Here is a 15,951-nt window from a genome sequence, read left to right as displayed (position 1 = left end):
ATTTAGGCAGCCATCGGCGTGATGTCAATGAACTTTCACGTCGGAAGGGGCGGGAAAAACCCGGATGGTGGGAAGGGGGCGTGAAGGGTTGGAGCGAAATAGTGAAGAATTTACCGGGATTTCTTCGCGATGAGATGAAGTGAAGCGCGGGATACCGATGTGGACACGACGAGCAGAATGACTATCCGGTGATGCGTGCTCGCGGGGGAGTGAGGGAAAACGTTATCCACACGGATCGAGATGAATTCGACGGACATCGGGGCGCGATGGCGACAGGCAGCCACGCCGTTCCGTCGAGCCTAAAGCTGTGCCTCGATCGCGGCCTTGTCGATCACCGACCAGACCTGACGGATCTTGCCGTCATGAAACTCGTAGAACACGTTCTCGCAGAACGTGACCTTCCGGCCGTCGACGGCGAGCCCCATGAACGTCCCGCTCGGCGAACAGGCGAAGCGCAGCCGGCAGGCGATGCGCGGCGGCTCGCACACGAGCAGCCGGATGTCGAAACGGAGATCGGGAATGTCGCGGAAGTCCTGTTCCAGCATCGCGCGGTAACCGGCGAGGCCGAGCGGCCGGTCGTTGTGAATCACGTTATCGGAGACGTATTCGCCGAGCGCCGGCCAGTCCTGCCGGTTCAGGCAGTCGATGTACGCGCGGTAGCGGGTTGCAAGATCGGTGTCGGTCATGGCCGTGCCTCCTTGTATCGACGGGATGAGTCGGATGCGGCGCGCGTCACTGCGGCGTGGTTTCGCCGGACAGGAACGCGACGAACTCCCGCGTGTACTTCGGCAGCGCATCGAACGACCGTGCGCACAGCTTCAGCCGACGATGGCTCCACGCATCGGACAGCTCGACGAGCCGCACGTCCATCGTCTGCATCGCGCGCTCGGCCGCATGGCGCGACACGATGCCGATGCCCACGCCGCTCGCGATCACGCGGCAGATCGCATCGAAGCTCTTCAGCTGCACGCGATAGCGGATCCGCTTGCCGAGCGCGCGCGCCTGGTCGGCGAGATGCACCTGCAGCGCGCTGCCGTCGGTGAGGCCGATGAAGTCGGCATCGGCGATCGAGTCGAACGCGACCTTGTCCTGCGACGCGAGCGGATGCGCGGCCGGGACGACGACGATCAGCCAGTCCTCGCGGAACGGCTTCTGTTCGAGCCTGCCGAGCCCGACCGAATCGGCGACGATACCGACCTCGGCCGTCTTGTTGCGGATCGCATGCACGATCTCCTGGCTCGAGCGCTCCTCGACGCTGATCGACAGCTTCGGATGATGCGGCAGGTAGTCGGCCAGCGCATCGGGCAGGTATTCGCTCAGCGACGCCGTGTTGCATAGCAACCGGATATGCCCGCGCAGCCCCTGGCCGTATTGCTGCAGCTCGCCGCGCATGTGGTCGATCTGCTGCAGCACGGTGCGCGCGTGGTGTTCGAGCGCGCGGCCGGCATCGGTGGCCTGCGCACCCGACTTGGTCCGGTGCAGCAGCGGCACGCCGAGCTCGTCCTCCATGCCGCGGATGCGCTCGCTCGCGGCCTGCAGCGTGATGTGGGTCCGCTCGGCGCCGCTCGTGATCGTGCCGGCCTCGCAGATGTTCAGGAAGAGCCGCAGGTCGGTCAGGTCGAAGCGCATGATGGGTGGGGCGATCGTATTGGAATGGCCGATAAGTTAGCAGGGAACCGCGGCCCGGGTCTCAGGCGCAGCTTGAGGCCCGATTCGCCGGTTCCGCATTTTCGGGGCGCGATCGATGGCGGATCATGGCCGCACATCAACCGAGGAGCCTGTCATGCAGATCGATCCGTCGTGGGGCGTGTCGTTCAAGATCGCGTTGCACATGCTGTTCCTGTGCATCGGCATCGCGTGGGCCTGTTCCGAACTCGCCGCGTGGTTGCGTTGAACGTCGCGGCGATCGCCGCCTCGTGCCTATTGAAACCAATCCGTCATAGTTTTCAGAGACGAAAATTCTTCCGCTTTCCTGCAAAAAGACCATCAAGTTTTCCTGAATCGGACCGTATTACCGGTAGCGAATGCCGGCCGGCATCCGGTTCGTGATCGTTTGTCATCATTGTTTGCATCCGGTTACACGTCGGCCGTTCCGTTTTTGAGATGCTTGAAAGATTGTCAAACCGGAGTCGGATCGTCCATGAAAACGCGCGAGATTCACCGCAACGCGGCGTGGCTGCCAGGCCTGGCAGCCGTGCTCGTCATGGCCGGTTGTGCAAGCACGCAGTCCGTTCCGCCGAGCGACACGCTGGCGGGACAGCCTTCGCCGTCGAGCCAGCCTGCCGCTGCGCCGTCGGCTAGCGCACCGCCGCCGGCGCCGATTCTCGTCGCGCAGAAGTACGTCGTGAAGCGCGGCGACACGCTGACGGGCATTGCGTCCGCGAACGGCTGCAGCGTTGCCGACCTGCGCACCTGGAACAAGCTGGGCGCGAACGGCAGGCTGCGCATGGGGCAGGTGCTGCGCATCGTCAAGCAGCAGCCGTTGCCGGCGCCGGGTGCACCCGGCACGCAGGTGGCCGCCTCGTCGGCGTCGGGCAATGGCGCGGCGAGCAACCCGGCAGCTACGCAGACCATCGCGTCGAGCGCGAGCGACCGTCAGGTCGTCAAGGAAACGAAGCGGCATGCGGGCGGCGTCGCGCTCAAGTGGCCCGCGAGCGGCAAGATCGTCGACGGCTTCCGGCCGGGGCAGAACCGCGGCATCCAGATCGCCGGCCGGCCGGGCGACCCGGTCCGCGCCGCGGCCGACGGCCGCGTGATGTACGCGGGCACCGGCCTGAACGACTACGGCAGCCTGATCATCGTCCAGCACAACGCGGATTTCCTGACCGCCTATGCGCACAACCGCAAGCTGCTCGTGAAGACAGGCGACATCGTGCGCCAGGGCGACGAGATCGCCGAGATGGGCGACCTCGACAACTCGCGTGTCGCGCTGCTGTTCGAAGTGCGACGCGACGGCAAGCCGGTCAATCCGATGCCGTACCTGCCTTCGTCGCAAGGGTGAAGCCGGGCCGTTTCGCTGGAACGTCGCGGCGGTCGCTGCTACGCTAGGGTCTGTTCATGCGAGTCCCGCGCTTCGCGGGGCCGACGGTCGTCTTTCGGGGAAGCGCGGCGAATGCCGTCGCGGGCCGGCCGTCGGCGTGAACGGGCACGCTTCTTCAACGCGTGCCCGAGCTGCTTCGTGCCACCGATTCCGACAGAACCCACGACATTCATGGAACACTCTCCGACACGCCGCTCGCTGTTGCTTGCCGCCGTTGCCGCGCCGTTCGTCGCCGCGTGCACGTCCGCGCCGGTCGCCGACCAGGGGCGCGCCCACACCGCCCAGGCTGAATTGACCGCGCTCGAGAAGGCCTCGAATGGCCGGCTCGGCGTCGCCGCGCTCGATACGTCGAACGGCGTGCGCATCGCGCACCATGCGCGCGAGCGCTTCCCGCTGTGCGGCACGTACGCGGTCGCTGCGGCGGCCGCGATACTCGCGCGCGGCTCGCTCGACGCGTCGCTGCTGCCGCGCCGCATCCTGTACCGTCGCTATGAAATCGTTGCGGGCTCGCCGATCACGGAAAGCCACGTCGACACGGGCATGACGATCGAGCAGCTGTGCGCGGCGATGCTGCAGTCCGGCGACAAGGGTGCCGGCAACCTGCTGATGGGCGTGCTCGGCGGCCCGCAGGCCGTCACGGCGTTCGTGCGCGCGAGCGGCGACACGTCGTTCCGCCTCGATCACTGGGAACCCGAACTGAACAACGCCGCGCCCGGCGACGAACGCGACACGTCGACGTCGGTCGAGATGGTCGACACGCTGCAGCGGCTGCTGCTCGGCAACACGCTGCAGGAGCCGCAGCGCGCGCGACTGACGGAGTGGATGGTCGGCGGCGCGCGCGGCGCGACCGGCATCGCGGCGGGCGTGCCGCCCGGCTGGCGCATCGCGGACAAGGCCGGCACGGGCGGTTACGGCACGACGACCGACGTCGCCGTGCTGTGGCCGCCGTCGCGTGCGCCGATCGTGATGGCCGTGTCGTTCACGCAGCCGCAGGTCGCCGCGGCGGCCCGCGCGGACGTCGTCGCGTCGGCGGCGCGCATCGTGGCGGGCGCGCTCACCGCGACGGCCTGAGCGTCCCGCGCCTCGCGCAAAGCCGGCGTTTGGCTTATCGTGTCGGACAGTGCGCGCCGGGGTCGGCGCGCGGTCCTTCCGCGCCGTTTTTCCGTTTGCCTTCTTCATGCGCCGACTTCCGCCCCTGCACGCGCTGCAGATCTTCTCGACGGTGGCCCGCCACCGCAGCTTCACGCGCGCGGCCGAGCAGCTGTGCATCACGCAGGGCGCGGTAAGCCGGCAGATCCAGACGCTCGAGGCGCATTACGGTTTCCCGTTGTTCAAGCGGCATGCGAAGGGCCTCACGCTGACGGCGGAGGGCGAGCAGTTGCTGCCGGTGGTCAACGAGAGCTTCGCGCGGATCGAGGACATTTCGATGCGGCTCACGCGGCAGCGCACGGATCTCGCGCTGAAGGTGCCGACCTGCGTGATGCGCTGGATGTTGCCGCGCATCATGCGTTTCCAGGGCGAGCATCCCGATCTCCATGTGCAGATCACGACCGCGTGGCAGCACGTCGTCGATTTCTCGACCGAGCCGTTCGATGCGGCCGTTGTCTACGGCACGTCGCCGGGCGCCGGCGTGTTCGCGCTGCCGCTGTTCGACGAGCGGCTGACACCCGTCTGCGCGCCCGAATTGCGGCAGACGTCGCCGCTCGATGCGGTCGGCGATCTCGCGCGCCATACGTTGCTGCATCCGACGCGTGACCACCGCGACTGGCGCGCGTGGCTCGATCACGCCGGCGAGCGCAGCGTCGATCCCGCGCGCGGGCCGACGTTCGACACGCTCGATCTCGCGACGAACGCGGCGATGCAGGGCTTCGGCGTCGCGATCGGCGACGTGACGCTCGTCGACGACGACGTCAGCGCGCGCCGGCTGGAGCGTCCGTTCGACATCGTGCTCGAGACGGGCGCGCGCTATTTCTTCGTCTATCCCGAGAACATCGGCAACCAGCAGAAGATCCGCGCGTTCAGCGACTGGATCGCGCGCCATCGCGATTGACCGGCGATCACGCAGGTACGCCGAACGGCGCGCGGAATCCGTTGGATCCCGCGCGCCGGCGGACGGCTTTACTGGTACGTCACGACGGCGATCATCGGCGCCTGGTTGTGGCCCGGACGGTTCGGTAAAACGATTGCGCGCGAGGCCTGAGTAAAGGTCGTGGTCTTGATGGCCTGCTGGCTCGCCGCGTCGACGAACGCGATCTGGCCGTAGGCCGGGCGCGGACAATCGGGGCGCACGTGCCCACGGGCGACATCGGCCGTATCGACCGCGAACGAGCAGGGCGGCTCGACGATCATGCCGGAGAAGGTGATGACGCCGGACGTGCCGGCGGCGAAGGACGAGGAAGTGGCCAGAAGCGCAGCAGCCAGGACGAACGAGGCGGCGATAGGGCGGTGCTTCATGACAGGCTCCAGAGAGGAAGCGCGTCGCAGCGGGGCCGCTCGGGTGGCAGTCCGTCTAACGCTGCGATGCTGTATGCGTAAACGGCAAAACCATCGAAACTCTTGAGTGGAAAATTACCAATTTGGGATAGGAGCAAACGCTTTCGTATTGCTGAATTCAATCTATGCCTGATTTGCGAGATATCAAATCAGGGTAATGCCGGTGGTGTAGGCTCGACCGGAACGCGGAAGTCCGATGCCGGTCGTCACGACGGGTCGTTGCGAAGTCAACGAATTTATGGAGCGTGAAAGAGGTGCGCAGGTGAATATCGGCGATCCAAAAGAAAACGGCCGCTCGTTTCCGAGCGGCCGTTTTGCGTTGAAGCGGAACGTGCGTCGTTCAGGCCGTGCGCTTGCGTACCGCGCCGACGACCACGAGCAGCACGATCGCGCCGATGATCGACGCGATCCAGCCCGCGCCCTGGCCCGGTGCGTACCAGCCGGCGGCGCGGCCGACGTAGCCGGCGACCAGCGAGCCGACAACGCCGAGCACGATGGTCATCAGGATGCCCATCTTGTCGTCGCCGGGCTTGAGCGCGCGGGCGAGGAGGCCGACGATGAGCCCGACGACCAGGGTTTCGATGAATTGCAGCATGAACGCCTCCCTATTGCGGATGAGCTGTTGACGAAAGAAAGTTGACCCGTGCAGCGCACAAGGGTTCCATGCGCGGCAGGCCGCCGCGTGGCGTGCCGAGTATCGCATGCCGGCACGGCGCGCAGATGTCAGGCCGCCGGCGCGCCCGCCACCGGGTCGAGACGGCGGTAGCCTTCGGTCGCGTTCAGCAGCGTGCGCGTGTAGTCGCGCGCCACCTGCCCGGCGCGCACGTCCTCGATCCGGAGTTGCTCGACGATCTGGCCATGCTGCATCACCGCGACGCGCTGGCACAGGAAGCCGACCACCGCGAGGTTGTGGCTGACGAGGATCATCGTCAGGTTGCGTTCGAGATGCAGGCGGCGCAACAGGTTCAGGATCTCCGCCTGCACCGATACGTCGAGCGCGGACGTCGGCTCGTCGAGCAGCAGCACGCGCGGCTCGACGATCAGCGCGCGCGCGATCGCGACGCGCTGCCGCTGGCCGCCCGACAGCTGGTGCGGATAGCGGAACCGGAACGCGGGGCCGAGGCCGACCTCGGACAGCGCGCGGGCGATGCGTGCATCGGCGTCGCCGATGCCATGGATCGACAGCGGCTCGCGCAGCGTCTGGTCGACCGTGAAGCGCGGATGCAGCGACGCATACGGATCCTGAAACACCATCTGCACGTGACGGCGAAAGGCGCGATCGGGCGTGCCGCCCACCGGCCGGCCGTCGATCGACAGGCTGCCGGACGCGAGGGGCACGAGGCCCGTCAGCGCGCGCAGCAGCGTCGACTTGCCGGAACCCGATTCGCCGACGAGCCCGAACACCTCGCCGTCGCGCACCGCGAAGCTCGCGTTGCGCACGGCGTCGACGTGACCCGTGCGGGTCGGGAAACGGATCGATGCGTGATCGACGTCGATCATCGTGCGGCCTCCTGTCGATCGGCGGGCGTGCCGGCAGGCGACGCGGGCTCGAGCCACGCCGGATCGCGCCGCAGCACGGGCAGTTCGTCCGGCGGGTTCGCGAGCGGCGGGTTCGCCGCGAGCAGCCCGCGCGTATAGGGATGGGATGCGTCGCGCAGGTCGCGCGCGGCGCAGGTTTCGACCACGCGGCCCGCGTACATCACCGCGACGCGATCGCAGAACGACATCACGAGCGGCAGGTCGTGGCTGATGAACATCAGGCCCGTGTCGTGTCGCGCGATCATCGCGTCGAGCACGGCGAGCACCTGCATCGACACGGCGACGTCGAGCGCGGACGTCGGCTCGTCGGCGATCAGCAGGCGCGGGCCGGTCGACACCATCATCGCGATCATCACGCGTTGGCCCATGCCGCCCGACAACTCGTGCGGATACGCATCGACGACGCGTGCGGGGTCGCGGATCTGCACGGCCGCGAGCGCGTCGACGATCCGTTCGCGCAGCGCGCGACCGCGCAGGCCCGGCTCGTGCAGCCGGAACGCCTCGCCCATCTGCTTCGCGACCGTCATCACCGGGTTCAGCGAATATTTCGGGTCCTGCAGGATCATGCCCATCTGGCTGCCGCACAGCCGCCGGCGTTCGCCCGGCGGCATCGCGAGCAGGTCGTGGCCCGCGAAGCGCATCGTGCGGGCCGACCAGCGCGCGGCATCGGGCAGCAGGCCGAGCAGCGCGCGGCCCGTCAGCGACTTGCCGGAGCCCGATTCACCGACGATGCCGAGCCGTTCGCCGGGCGCGAGCGTCAGCGACAGGTCGCGCACGGCGTCGGTGACGGTGCCGTCGTGGCCGCGAAAGCCGATCTTCAGGCCGTCGATCTCGCAGAGCGGCGCGGGCGAGGGGGCGGGATTCATCGGCATGTCACGCTCCATGGCGGGGATCGAAGACGTCGCGCAGCCCGTCGCCGAGCAGGTTGAACGCGAGGCTCACGAGCAGGATCGCGCAGCCGGGCAGCGTCGCGACCCACCACGCGTCGAGCAGCACGTTGCGGCCCGACGCGACCATGAAGCCCCACTCGGGGCTCGGCGGCTGCGCGCCGAGGCCGAGGAAGCCGAGGCCCGCGACGGTCAGGATGATGCCGGCCATGTCGAGCGTCGCGCGCACGATCACCGACGACATGCACAGCGGCATGATGTAGCGCAGCAGGATGCGCGGGCCGGACGCGCCCTGCAGGCGCGCGGCGTGGATGAAGTCGGCCTGCGCGATGCGGATCGTCTCCGCGCGCGCGAGCCGCGCATACGCGGGCCACGCGGTGATCGAGATCGCGACGACCGCGTTGATCACGCCCGGCCCGAGCGCGGCGGCGAACGCGAGCGCGAGCACGATTTTCGGGAACGCGAGCGCGATGTCGGTGATGCGCATCAGCACGCTGTCGACGAAGCCGCCGCAATAGCCGGCCGTCGTGCCGATCAGGAGGCCGATCGGCACGACGATCACGACGACGAGGATGGCGATGCCGAGCGTGAGGCGCGAACCGGCAATCAGCCGCGAAAGGATGTCGCGGCCGAGCTGGTCGGTGCCGAGCCAGTGCGACGGCGAGCCGGGCGGCAGCAGCCGGTCGGACAGCACCTGGCGCAGCGGGTCGTGCGGCATGATCAGCGGGCCGACGATCGCGACGACGATCAGCGCGACGAGAATCGCGAGCCCGAACAGGTTGAGCGGATTCGCGGCGAAACGACGCCAGCGCCGGTACGCGAGGCCGAGTGCGGCCTGCGAGCGCGATGCGGGCGCGTCGGAGAGCAGCCACGCACGCAGGGTGAGACGCTCGGCATTCATGACTGGACGACCTTCGGCATGGGCGATGAAAGAAGCAGGGGGGAAGCGGTCATGTCGGGTCGGCCCTCAGCGCGCACGCGGATCGAACACGCGGTACAGCGCGTCGGTCAGCAGGTTGACGGTGATGAACATCGCGCCGATCACGAGCGTCGCGCCGAGCACCGCGTTCATGTCGGCGTTCAGCAGCGCGCCGGTCAGGTACGAGCCGAGCCCGGGCCACGCGAACACGATCTCGGTCAGCACCGAGCCTTCGAGCAGGTTGCTGTACGTGAGCGCGATCACGGTGAGCAGCGGCACCATGATGTTGCCGAACGCATGCCGCCAGATCACGCGCCGTTCCGACAAGCCCTTCGCGCGCGCGGTGACGATGTATTCCTGGCTCAACTGGTCGAGCATGAACGAGCGCGTCATCCGGCTCAGGTACGCGACCGAGTAGTAGCCGAGGATCGCGGCCGGCAGCGCGATGTGCGACACCGCGTTGCGGAACACGTCCCACTCGCCCGCGAGCGCCGCGTCGATCAGCAGGCTGCCGGTGCGCGCGTCGACCATCCCGTCGTACACGGGATCGAGCCGGCCGGGCCCGCCGACCCAGTGCAGCCGCGCGTAGAACAGCAGCAGCCCCATCAGCCCGAGCCAGAACACCGGCACCGAATTGCCGATCAGCCCGACGAAGCGCGCGACGTGGTCGATCGGCCGGTTGTGCTTCACGGCGGCCGCGACGCCGAGCGGCACGCCGATCGCGATGCCGATCAGCGTCGCGATCGTCGCTAGTTCGAGCGTGGCCGGGAACACGCGCCTGATGTCGTCGAGCACGGGGTTCGCGGTCAGCAGCGACATGCCGAGATTGCCGTGCAGCACGTCGCGCGCATAGATCAGGAATTGCGTGGCGAGCGGTTTGTCGAGGCCGAGCGCGATGCGCTCGGCCGCATACGCGTCGGCCGACGCGCGATCGCCGAGGATCGCGAGCACGGGGTCGATCGGCACCTTGCGGCCGATCACGAACGTCAGCGCGAGCAGCCCCGCGAACGTGACGGCGAGCGTGAGCGCCCAGCGCAGCACGCGCAGGGCCCAGCGCACGGCCGGGCGCCGCGCGGGCAGCGTGCGCAGTGCTTCGAGGGAGGAGGCGGGTGTCGACATGCGGCGAATCTTATTGCTTCTTCAGGTTGCGGTACGACACGAGATCGTTGATCGGCCCGACGTCGAGCCCGCTCACGCCGGGCCGCGTCGCGACCTGCGCGACTTTCTCGAACATGATCACGAACGGCGAACGCGCGAGCATCTCCTTCTGCATCGCCTGATACCGTTGCGCGCGTTTCGCGGCGGTCGGTTCGGCGAGCGCGGTGTCGGTCTCCTTCGTCAGTTGCGGGATATCCCAGCTGTTGCGCCAGGCCAGCATTTTATAGCTCGACTTGTCGGAATTGTCCGGGTTCCATGCAAAACCCTGCGCGTTGCTGTGCGGGTCGATGTAGTCGGCCGACCATTCGCCGATGTAGATGTCGTGCTGGCGCGCGCGGTATTTCGCGAGCGTCTGCTTGTTGTCGCCGGGGATCAGCTGCACCTTGATGCCGGCCTGCGCGAAGTTCGCCTGCACGGCCTGCGCGATTTCGGTGTACGGATAGTCGTTGCGCACGTCCATCGTCACCGAAAAGCCGTTCGGCACGCCGGCCTTCGCGAGCAGCGCCTTCGCCTTCGCGACGTCGAGCTTGTACGGGTTCGCGTTCAGCGTGCCGAGGAAGCCTTCGGGCAAGAAGGTCTGGTGCACCTTGTAGGTCGTCTTCACCACGTTGCCCTGGATGCCCGCATAGTCGACCAGCCATTTCAGCGCTTCCTGTACCTCCGGTTTCGCGAGCGTCGGGTTCTTCGTGTTCAGGCCGAGATACAGCAGCGTCGCCTGCGGCGAGGCCGACACCTTCGCCTTGCCGGATTTCACGACTGACGCCAGATCGTCAGGGCTCAGGTCGCGCGCCGCGTCGACGTCGCCGTTTTCCAGCAGCAGGCGCTGGCTTGCCGCTTCGGGCACGTGGCGCAGCACGATGCGCTTCATCGCGAGCGGCAGACGGTAGCCATCGAAGCGTTGCAGCACGACGCTGTCGCCGGCCGTCCATTTCACGAGCTTGTAGCCGCCGGAGCCGGCTTCGTTGGTCTTCAGCCAGGCGTTGCCGAAATCGTTGCCCTGCTGGTGCGACAGCAGCAGCTTCTTGTCGACCACCGATGCAGGCCACGAGCCGAGCACGTTCAGCACGAAGGTCGGGGCGTACTTCTGGTCGGTCGTGACCGATACCGTCAGGTCGTCGAGCTTCTTCACGTTGGCGACGACGTTCGCCTTCGTGAGCCCGATGCCGGTCAGCACGGCGGCCGGCCCCTTGTCGAGCAGCACCGCGCGCTGGATCGACCAGGCGACGTCGTCGGCCGTCAGCGGGTTGCCCGAGTGGAACTTGAGGCCGGGGCGCAGCTTGAACGTGTAGGTCAGCCCGTCGGTGCTCACCGTCCACGACTGCGCGACGTCGCCGTTGAATTTCGACGGATCGCGCAGATCGACGCGCACGAGCCGGTCGTACGTGTTCGCGACGTATTCCTCGGGCACCAGCTCGTAGATCTCGCCCGGGTCCAGCGTCGTGAATTCGTCGAGCAGCGTGGCCATCACGAACATGTCCTTCGGCGTTTCCGCGCGCGCGGCGGAAAGCGGAACGGCGGCGAGAACGGACGCGGCGGCCAGCGCCGCGACGAGCCGGGATGTCAGCAATTTCATGTGCGCTCCATCTGTCGTTGAGATCGTTGAAGTCGTCGAACGTGAACGGTGAGGGAAATACGTCGGGCCATCACATCAGGTGCCACGAGCCGCTGTCGGCATTGTCGATCTGCGGCAGCGCGTGCGAGCCCGGCAATTCGTAGTGCCACCACTCGCTGTCGATGTGCGCGAAGCCGGCCGCGTGCATCACGCCGAGCAGCAGCAGGCGGTTGCGCTGAACGGCTTCGGGCAGCCCCGCGTGGAAGTGACCGGAGGCGGCGACCATCTCGTCGAAGCCGGTGCCCATGTCGAGCGGCTCGCCGTCCGCGCCGACGAGCGTCAGGTCGAGCGCGGTGCCGCGGCTGTGATTCGAGCCGCGGCCGAGATCGGCGATGAAGTTCGGATCGGGCAGGAAATCCCACAGCACCTGCTGCGCCTGCGGCGGCCGGTACGCGTCGTAGATGCGCAGCGTGAAGCCGGCTTGCGCCGCGATGGTCACCGCGCGGCGCAGCGCGGCTTCGGCCGGCGCCAGCAGCAGGCAATGCGCGCGGCGGTAGATCGGCTTGCCGGTCAGGTTGCGGTCGGTCGCGTAGACGAGATCGATGTCGACGCGATGCGTGGCGGACGTGATTTCAACGAGGCGGTGAGCGTTCATCGGCGGTTCGGAAGGCACTCGCATTCAGGATTCGAATTGATCGAACGTGCGCTGCAGTTCGCGGTTGCGCGCGACGCGCCGGTCGATCGCGGGGCCGAGGCGGTCGACCACGGCCGTGATCAGCAGGTTGAACAGGCAGGTGAGCGGCGCGAGCGAATCCCAGAACTGGCCGACGTCGGTCTTCACCTGCAGCAGGTCGGCCGGCCAGTCGCGCGCCCACGGGCACGAGAGATCGGTGACCAGCGCGAACGGCTGCCCGCGCTCGGCGGCCGCCTGGCAATAGCGGCGCGCGCTGCGCGAATACGCGCGTGTATCGGTGACGATGCAGTACGGCCGCTCGAATTCGGAGTTCAGCGAATCGACGTACGAGCCCGACTGGCCGTCCGAATAGAACACGCGCGGGCGCAGGTATTCGAGGTAGCTGCTGAACGCGTTGCTGATCCCGCGCGTCGACTGGATGCCGAGGATGAACACGGCGTCCGCCTGCGCGATCCGGTCGGCCACCTGCGCGAACACCGGGCCTTCGGCGAGCCGGTACACGTGGCGGATCGCATCGAGCTCGCGCTCGAGCGACGACGCGAGCGGCCCCTCGCGGCCGTTGCCGTCGGGTTCGGCCGGATGCGTGCCGGCGACGCGGCGGTATTCGTCGAGCCGGTCGGTGATCATCCACGGGCGGTCGCCGCCGCCGCGCAGTTCGCGCTTCAGGTCGTCGAGGTTGCGGTAGCCGACGCTGCGCAGGAATCGCCCGACCGAGATGCCGCTGGTGCCGGCCTGCTGCGCGATCTGGTCGGCCGTCTCGAGCCCGAGCCGGTCGAGGTTCGCGAGCATGTAGCTCGCGATGCGCTTGGCGGTCGGCGTCAGCTCGGCATAGCGGGATTCGACGGTACGGGCAAACGCGCAGGTCATCGGCTGTTAGATCGTTGTCGTCAGGTGATCGAATGTCATCCATCTAACAAAGCCAAAATCATCCGCGCCAGCGGATAAAAACTATGGTGTGAGGATAGGTGATAGGGGCGAAAGCATGGTCGGCGGAGGGAGAGGTGTGCGCAGGCGGGTCAATTATTCCTGTCAGGCATAAACGCAAAATATGCCTGACAGGAATAATTGTCGGGCTGGCGAAGCCTGCGCTAGGTCTTGTGTCTCGAAGCCGTGAAATGGGAGTCGCGATCGGTGCAGTGACAGCGCTTGCCCGGTTGGCCGCAAAAAGAAAAAAGCGAAGGCCGTCCCCGGGCTTCGCCTTTGCATGTTGAGGAATGCGATGCTGCTTCGGCATCACGGGATGATCAAGAGGTTCGGGTCGATCGGGTTGTCCGGTTCGCCGTGGTCATCAACGAAGGCGACGATTTTCTCCTCCACCACGGAAAGGCATTGCACGGCCCGATAGAAGCCGGGCATGGATTGAGTCGTGCGCTTGAACAGGCCGGTTTCGACGAGTGCGTCGACCACAGCCGTAGTCGCCTGCATCGTGTCACGATAGGGCGAACCCTCCGGCAGGCAGCAACGCCGCAGCATCGCGTCAAGGCCGTTGATGGGGCCGACCATGTTGTTGTTGCCGTCGCGTTTGGCCTCGAAGTCGGCCAGCTTCTGCGTTTTTTTGGCGATCGGCACAACCGGGAGCACCGTATCGGTCGTGCCGCGGCGGCAGAACGCGTGAGCGAACGCGTGAACGTCGATCTTCGCGTCCGGGCCGCCGTGCGGCAGCTTGATGAACAGCTTGTCGGCGCTCAACAGCGACTCGCGCGCGGGTTCGGACTCGGGTGCCGCATGAGTCGTGTCGATGCGCACGTAATCGCGCTCGAATTCGTCGACGGGAATGATGACATGGGTAGGGGTGCCATCGCTGGCATTGACATACTGAATCGGGGGCATGAAAGCTCCGTTTCTGGTTGAATTACCCCGAGAGTACCCTGAAATACCCCGAAAATGCAAGGGCGGTCGTCTTGTCGACGTCGCCCGCCTGCCCGACATTGCCTTTGCCGCGGCTCAACCGGTTAAAAGCGGTCCTGAAGAGACAAAAAACGCGTGGCGTGTGGTGACGATGCCCCGGGGTAACCGCGCCCTGGCATCGAGCATTTCGCGCTACGTGGACTCGGCATCGACTCCTCTTGCCGCCATTTCAGGCATCACCGCTGCAACTGATCGCGTTTCCTCATTCACCAGACTCGACCGATTAACAGCATCGGTCGCTCACACCCAACAGCGCCTCAATAATTACAAAATTAAAGCGAATCAGATTAACTCATCAATTCAGGTTAATAATTCATTTAATTTTTAGATGAATATGGATTTAACTTGCGTCACGGGATGTTCGATTTTCGATAATCCGAAAAACGGCATGTGTTCCGTAAATGGAAATTCGCACAATCGCAGGCATGAAGAGGAAATCATGACGAATCTTTCTCGACGCAAGATGCTGGCTGGAACGGCCGGCGCCATTGCCGCGGCGGGTATCGCCGTATCGGCCAAGGCTGCTTCGTTCGGTAATCCGGACCGCCCGCCGGAAGGCGCGGTGAATGCGCGCAACCGCCAGAGCCTGACCGACCCGGGGCCCCAAAACCCGGCAATCGCCAATCAATTCCCGGCCTTTCAGGATCCGCCGGCTACCGATATCAATGGGATGCCATTATTCTGGGCGTCATTCAATAACGCCCATAAACGCATTCAAAATGGCGGATGGGCACGTGAAGTCACGCAGGACGATTTTGCGATTTCCGAAACCATTTCCGGCGTCAACATGCGCCTCACGCGTGGCGGCATTCGCGAGATGCACTGGCACCAGCAGGCCGAGTGGGCCATCATGCTCGACGGCCGCTGCCGGATCACGGTACTCGACGAACTCGGCAGGCCATCGGTGCAGGACGTGAAAACCGGCGATCTCTGGTATTTCCCGCCCGGTCTGCCGCATTCGCTGCAGGGCCTCGGCACCGACGGCGCCGAATTCCTGCTCGCGTTCGATAACGGCCGCGCGTCCGAATTCAACACGCTGCTGCTGACCGACTGGATCGCGCACACGCCGCCCGACGTGCTTGCGCTCAACTTCGGCGTGCCGGCCGACGCGTTCAGGAACATTCCGCTCGACAACCTGTGGATCTTCCAGGGCGACGAACCGGGCCCGCTCGCGGAAGCGCAGCGCGCGTCGGCGTCGTCGGCCGGGGCGCCGCCGCATCCGTTCATCTTCTCGCTCGGCGACATGAAGCCGGTCAGGAAGACCCGCGGCGGCGAAGTGCGGATCGCGGACAGCACGAACTTCAACGTGTCGACCACGGTCGCGGCGGCGCTCGTCACCGTGCATCCGGGCGGCATGCGCGAGCTGCACTGGCACCCCAACGCGGACGAATGGCAGTACTACCTGCAGGGCGACGCGCGAATGACCGTGTTCGACACGGGGCCGAAGGCGCAGACGGCCGACTTCCGCGCGGGCGACGTCGGCTACGTGAAGAAAAGCCTCGGACACTACGTGCAGAACACCGGCAACACCGACCTGGTGTTCCTCGAGATCTTCAAGACCGACCGCTATGCGGAAGTGTCGCTGTCCGACTGGCTCGCGCATACGCCGCCGCAGCTCGTCGAAGCGCACCTGGACGTCGCACCGGACGTGATCGCGCAGTTTCCGCGCAACCGTCCCGACGTCGTGCCGCTGTAACGCCGCCGCCTCGGCCGGCAGGCGGCATGCCGGCCACGGCGCCCGAACTTCAGGAATCCTTCCTC

The 15,951-nt window shown here is 66.4% G+C and carries 17 protein-coding genes; 5 read left to right on the top strand and 12 right to left on the bottom strand.

All coding sequences use genetic code 11. The features are described 5' to 3' along the window. Nucleotides 1-299 precede the first annotated feature (299 nt). Together QZM35_RS07560 and QZM35_RS07555 are read right to left on the bottom strand one after the other, a co-directional pair. Nucleotides 300-686 (bottom strand): ester cyclase, encoded by a 387-nt coding sequence (locus QZM35_RS07560; RefSeq protein WP_089475102.1) that lies wholly within the window; start codon nt 684-686, stop codon nt 300-302. Nucleotides 687-732: 46 nt separating this feature from the next. Beyond that, the gene (locus QZM35_RS07555) at nt 733-1,629 is read right to left on the bottom strand and encodes a LysR family transcriptional regulator (protein ID WP_301775710.1); all 897 of its coding nucleotides are present in this window, start codon (nt 1,627-1,629) and stop codon (nt 733-735) included. 511 nt (nt 1,630-2,140) lie between these two features. Here QZM35_RS07555 and QZM35_RS07550 point away from each other — a divergent pair. From QZM35_RS07550 to QZM35_RS07540, 3 genes are all read left to right on the top strand, one after another. Continuing rightward, a complete protein-coding gene (locus QZM35_RS07550) occupies nt 2,141-3,001 on the top strand; it encodes a peptidoglycan DD-metalloendopeptidase family protein (RefSeq protein WP_301775709.1) in 861 nt (286 codons plus the stop codon). 210 nt (nt 3,002-3,211) lie between these two features. Next, nucleotides 3,212-4,111, top strand: coding sequence for a class A beta-lactamase (gene bla, locus QZM35_RS07545; protein ID WP_301775708.1), 900 nt, complete (start codon nt 3,212-3,214; stop codon nt 4,109-4,111). Nucleotides 4,112-4,217: 106 nt separating this feature from the next. Beyond that, nucleotides 4,218-5,090: a LysR substrate-binding domain-containing protein gene (locus QZM35_RS07540; RefSeq protein WP_089427226.1), complete on the top strand. Its 873-nt coding sequence runs from the start codon at nt 4,218-4,220 to the stop codon at nt 5,088-5,090. Between the two features lie 68 nt (nt 5,091-5,158). On the opposite strand, the gene QZM35_RS07535 is transcribed toward QZM35_RS07540, so the two are convergent. The 10 genes from QZM35_RS07535 to QZM35_RS07490 form a co-directional block, all read right to left on the bottom strand. Further along, a complete protein-coding gene (locus tag QZM35_RS07535; protein ID WP_301775707.1) occupies nt 5,159-5,494 on the bottom strand; it encodes a type 1 fimbrial protein in 336 nt (111 codons plus the stop codon). Between the two features lie 379 nt (nt 5,495-5,873). Next, nucleotides 5,874-6,128: a GlsB/YeaQ/YmgE family stress response membrane protein gene (locus QZM35_RS07530; RefSeq protein WP_089427228.1), complete on the bottom strand. Its 255-nt coding sequence runs from the start codon at nt 6,126-6,128 to the stop codon at nt 5,874-5,876. A gap of 128 nt (nt 6,129-6,256) precedes the next feature. Continuing rightward, a complete protein-coding gene (locus tag QZM35_RS07525) occupies nt 6,257-7,033 on the bottom strand; it encodes an ABC transporter ATP-binding protein (protein WP_089427229.1) in 777 nt (258 codons plus the stop codon). Next, nucleotides 7,030-7,944: an ABC transporter ATP-binding protein gene (locus tag QZM35_RS07520; RefSeq protein WP_089432871.1), complete on the bottom strand. Its 915-nt coding sequence runs from the start codon at nt 7,942-7,944 to the stop codon at nt 7,030-7,032. Before QZM35_RS07520 ends, QZM35_RS07525 begins: the two co-directional genes overlap by 4 nt. Before the next feature lies 1 nt (nt 7,945). Then, nucleotides 7,946-8,860 (bottom strand): nickel transporter permease, encoded by a 915-nt coding sequence (gene nikC, locus QZM35_RS07515; RefSeq protein WP_069251831.1) that lies wholly within the window; start codon nt 8,858-8,860, stop codon nt 7,946-7,948. A 66-nt stretch (nt 8,861-8,926) separates the two neighbouring features. Then, complete coding sequence (locus tag QZM35_RS07510) at nt 8,927-9,997, bottom strand: ABC transporter permease (protein WP_089475095.1); 1,071 nt, start codon at nt 9,995-9,997, stop codon at nt 8,927-8,929. Between the two features lie 10 nt (nt 9,998-10,007). Then, nucleotides 10,008-11,609, bottom strand: a complete 1,602-nt coding sequence (locus QZM35_RS07505) for an ABC transporter substrate-binding protein (protein ID WP_301775706.1) — start codon at nt 11,607-11,609, stop codon at nt 10,008-10,010. Between the two features lie 70 nt (nt 11,610-11,679). Beyond that, nucleotides 11,680-12,243, bottom strand: a complete 564-nt coding sequence (ddpX, locus tag QZM35_RS07500; protein ID WP_089429074.1) for a D-alanyl-D-alanine dipeptidase — start codon at nt 12,241-12,243, stop codon at nt 11,680-11,682. 24 nt (nt 12,244-12,267) lie between these two features. Continuing rightward, the gene (gene sapR / locus QZM35_RS07495; protein ID WP_089432867.1) at nt 12,268-13,149 is read right to left on the bottom strand and encodes a sap1 transcriptional regulator SapR; all 882 of its coding nucleotides are present in this window, start codon (nt 13,147-13,149) and stop codon (nt 12,268-12,270) included. 366 nt (nt 13,150-13,515) lie between these two features. Beyond that, on the bottom strand, nt 13,516-14,112 hold the full coding sequence (locus QZM35_RS07490) for a hypothetical protein (protein WP_174972382.1): 597 nt from the start codon (nt 14,110-14,112) through the stop codon (nt 13,516-13,518). On the opposite strand from QZM35_RS07490, the gene QZM35_RS07485 reads away from it, so the two are divergent. Both QZM35_RS07485 and QZM35_RS07480 read left to right on the top strand, forming a co-directional pair. Next, the gene (locus QZM35_RS07485; RefSeq protein ID WP_301775705.1) at nt 14,111-14,518 is read left to right on the top strand and encodes a hypothetical protein; all 408 of its coding nucleotides are present in this window, start codon (nt 14,111-14,113) and stop codon (nt 14,516-14,518) included. The two genes, QZM35_RS07490 and QZM35_RS07485, sit on opposite strands and share 2 nt — an antisense overlap. Before the next feature lie 111 nt (nt 14,519-14,629). Next, the gene (locus tag QZM35_RS07480; protein WP_301775704.1) at nt 14,630-15,886 is read left to right on the top strand and encodes an oxalate decarboxylase family bicupin; all 1,257 of its coding nucleotides are present in this window, start codon (nt 14,630-14,632) and stop codon (nt 15,884-15,886) included. The last annotated feature ends 65 nt before the right edge of the window (nt 15,887-15,951 follow it).

Origin of the sequence: Burkholderia sp. AU45274, assembly GCF_030482505.1 — a bacterium.
Taxonomy (GTDB): domain Bacteria; phylum Pseudomonadota; class Gammaproteobacteria; order Burkholderiales; family Burkholderiaceae; genus Burkholderia.
Note: the sequence above shows the minus strand (reverse complement) of the source record. Positions and strands in the feature narration are given on the sequence as shown.

What these genes read in the sequence shown, in the direction of transcription:
- QZM35_RS07510 (WP_089475095.1), bottom strand. Translation starts at nt 9,997, where the DNA reads ATGTCGACACCCGCCTCCTCCCTCGAAGCACTGCGCACGCTGCCCGCG.
- ddpX (WP_089429074.1), bottom strand. Translation starts at nt 12,243, where the DNA reads ATGAACGCTCACCGCCTCGTTGAAATCACGTCCGCCACGCATCGCGTC.
- QZM35_RS07555 (WP_301775710.1), bottom strand. Translation starts at nt 1,629, where the DNA reads ATGCGCTTCGACCTGACCGACCTGCGGCTCTTCCTGAACATCTGCGAG.
- QZM35_RS07535 (WP_301775707.1), bottom strand. Translation starts at nt 5,494, where the DNA reads ATGAAGCACCGCCCTATCGCCGCCTCGTTCGTCCTGGCTGCTGCGCTT.
- QZM35_RS07540 (WP_089427226.1), top strand. Translation starts at nt 4,218, where the DNA reads ATGCGCCGACTTCCGCCCCTGCACGCGCTGCAGATCTTCTCGACGGTG.
- QZM35_RS07485 (WP_301775705.1), top strand. Translation starts at nt 14,111, where the DNA reads ATGAAAGCTCCGTTTCTGGTTGAATTACCCCGAGAGTACCCTGAAATA.
- QZM35_RS07505 (WP_301775706.1), bottom strand. Translation starts at nt 11,609, where the DNA reads ATGAAATTGCTGACATCCCGGCTCGTCGCGGCGCTGGCCGCCGCGTCC.
- sapR (WP_089432867.1), bottom strand. Translation starts at nt 13,149, where the DNA reads ATGACCTGCGCGTTTGCCCGTACCGTCGAATCCCGCTATGCCGAGCTG.
- QZM35_RS07520 (WP_089432871.1), bottom strand. Translation starts at nt 7,944, where the DNA reads ATGCCGATGAATCCCGCCCCCTCGCCCGCGCCGCTCTGCGAGATCGAC.
- QZM35_RS07530 (WP_089427228.1), bottom strand. Translation starts at nt 6,128, where the DNA reads ATGCTGCAATTCATCGAAACCCTGGTCGTCGGGCTCATCGTCGGCCTC.
- QZM35_RS07480 (WP_301775704.1), top strand. Translation starts at nt 14,630, where the DNA reads ATGACGAATCTTTCTCGACGCAAGATGCTGGCTGGAACGGCCGGCGCC.
- QZM35_RS07525 (WP_089427229.1), bottom strand. Translation starts at nt 7,033, where the DNA reads ATGATCGACGTCGATCACGCATCGATCCGTTTCCCGACCCGCACGGGT.
- QZM35_RS07550 (WP_301775709.1), top strand. Translation starts at nt 2,141, where the DNA reads ATGAAAACGCGCGAGATTCACCGCAACGCGGCGTGGCTGCCAGGCCTG.
- QZM35_RS07560 (WP_089475102.1), bottom strand. Translation starts at nt 686, where the DNA reads ATGACCGACACCGATCTTGCAACCCGCTACCGCGCGTACATCGACTGC.
- nikC (WP_069251831.1), bottom strand. Translation starts at nt 8,860, where the DNA reads ATGAATGCCGAGCGTCTCACCCTGCGTGCGTGGCTGCTCTCCGACGCG.
- bla (WP_301775708.1), top strand. Translation starts at nt 3,212, where the DNA reads ATGGAACACTCTCCGACACGCCGCTCGCTGTTGCTTGCCGCCGTTGCC.
- QZM35_RS07490 (WP_174972382.1), bottom strand. Translation starts at nt 14,112, where the DNA reads ATGCCCCCGATTCAGTATGTCAATGCCAGCGATGGCACCCCTACCCAT.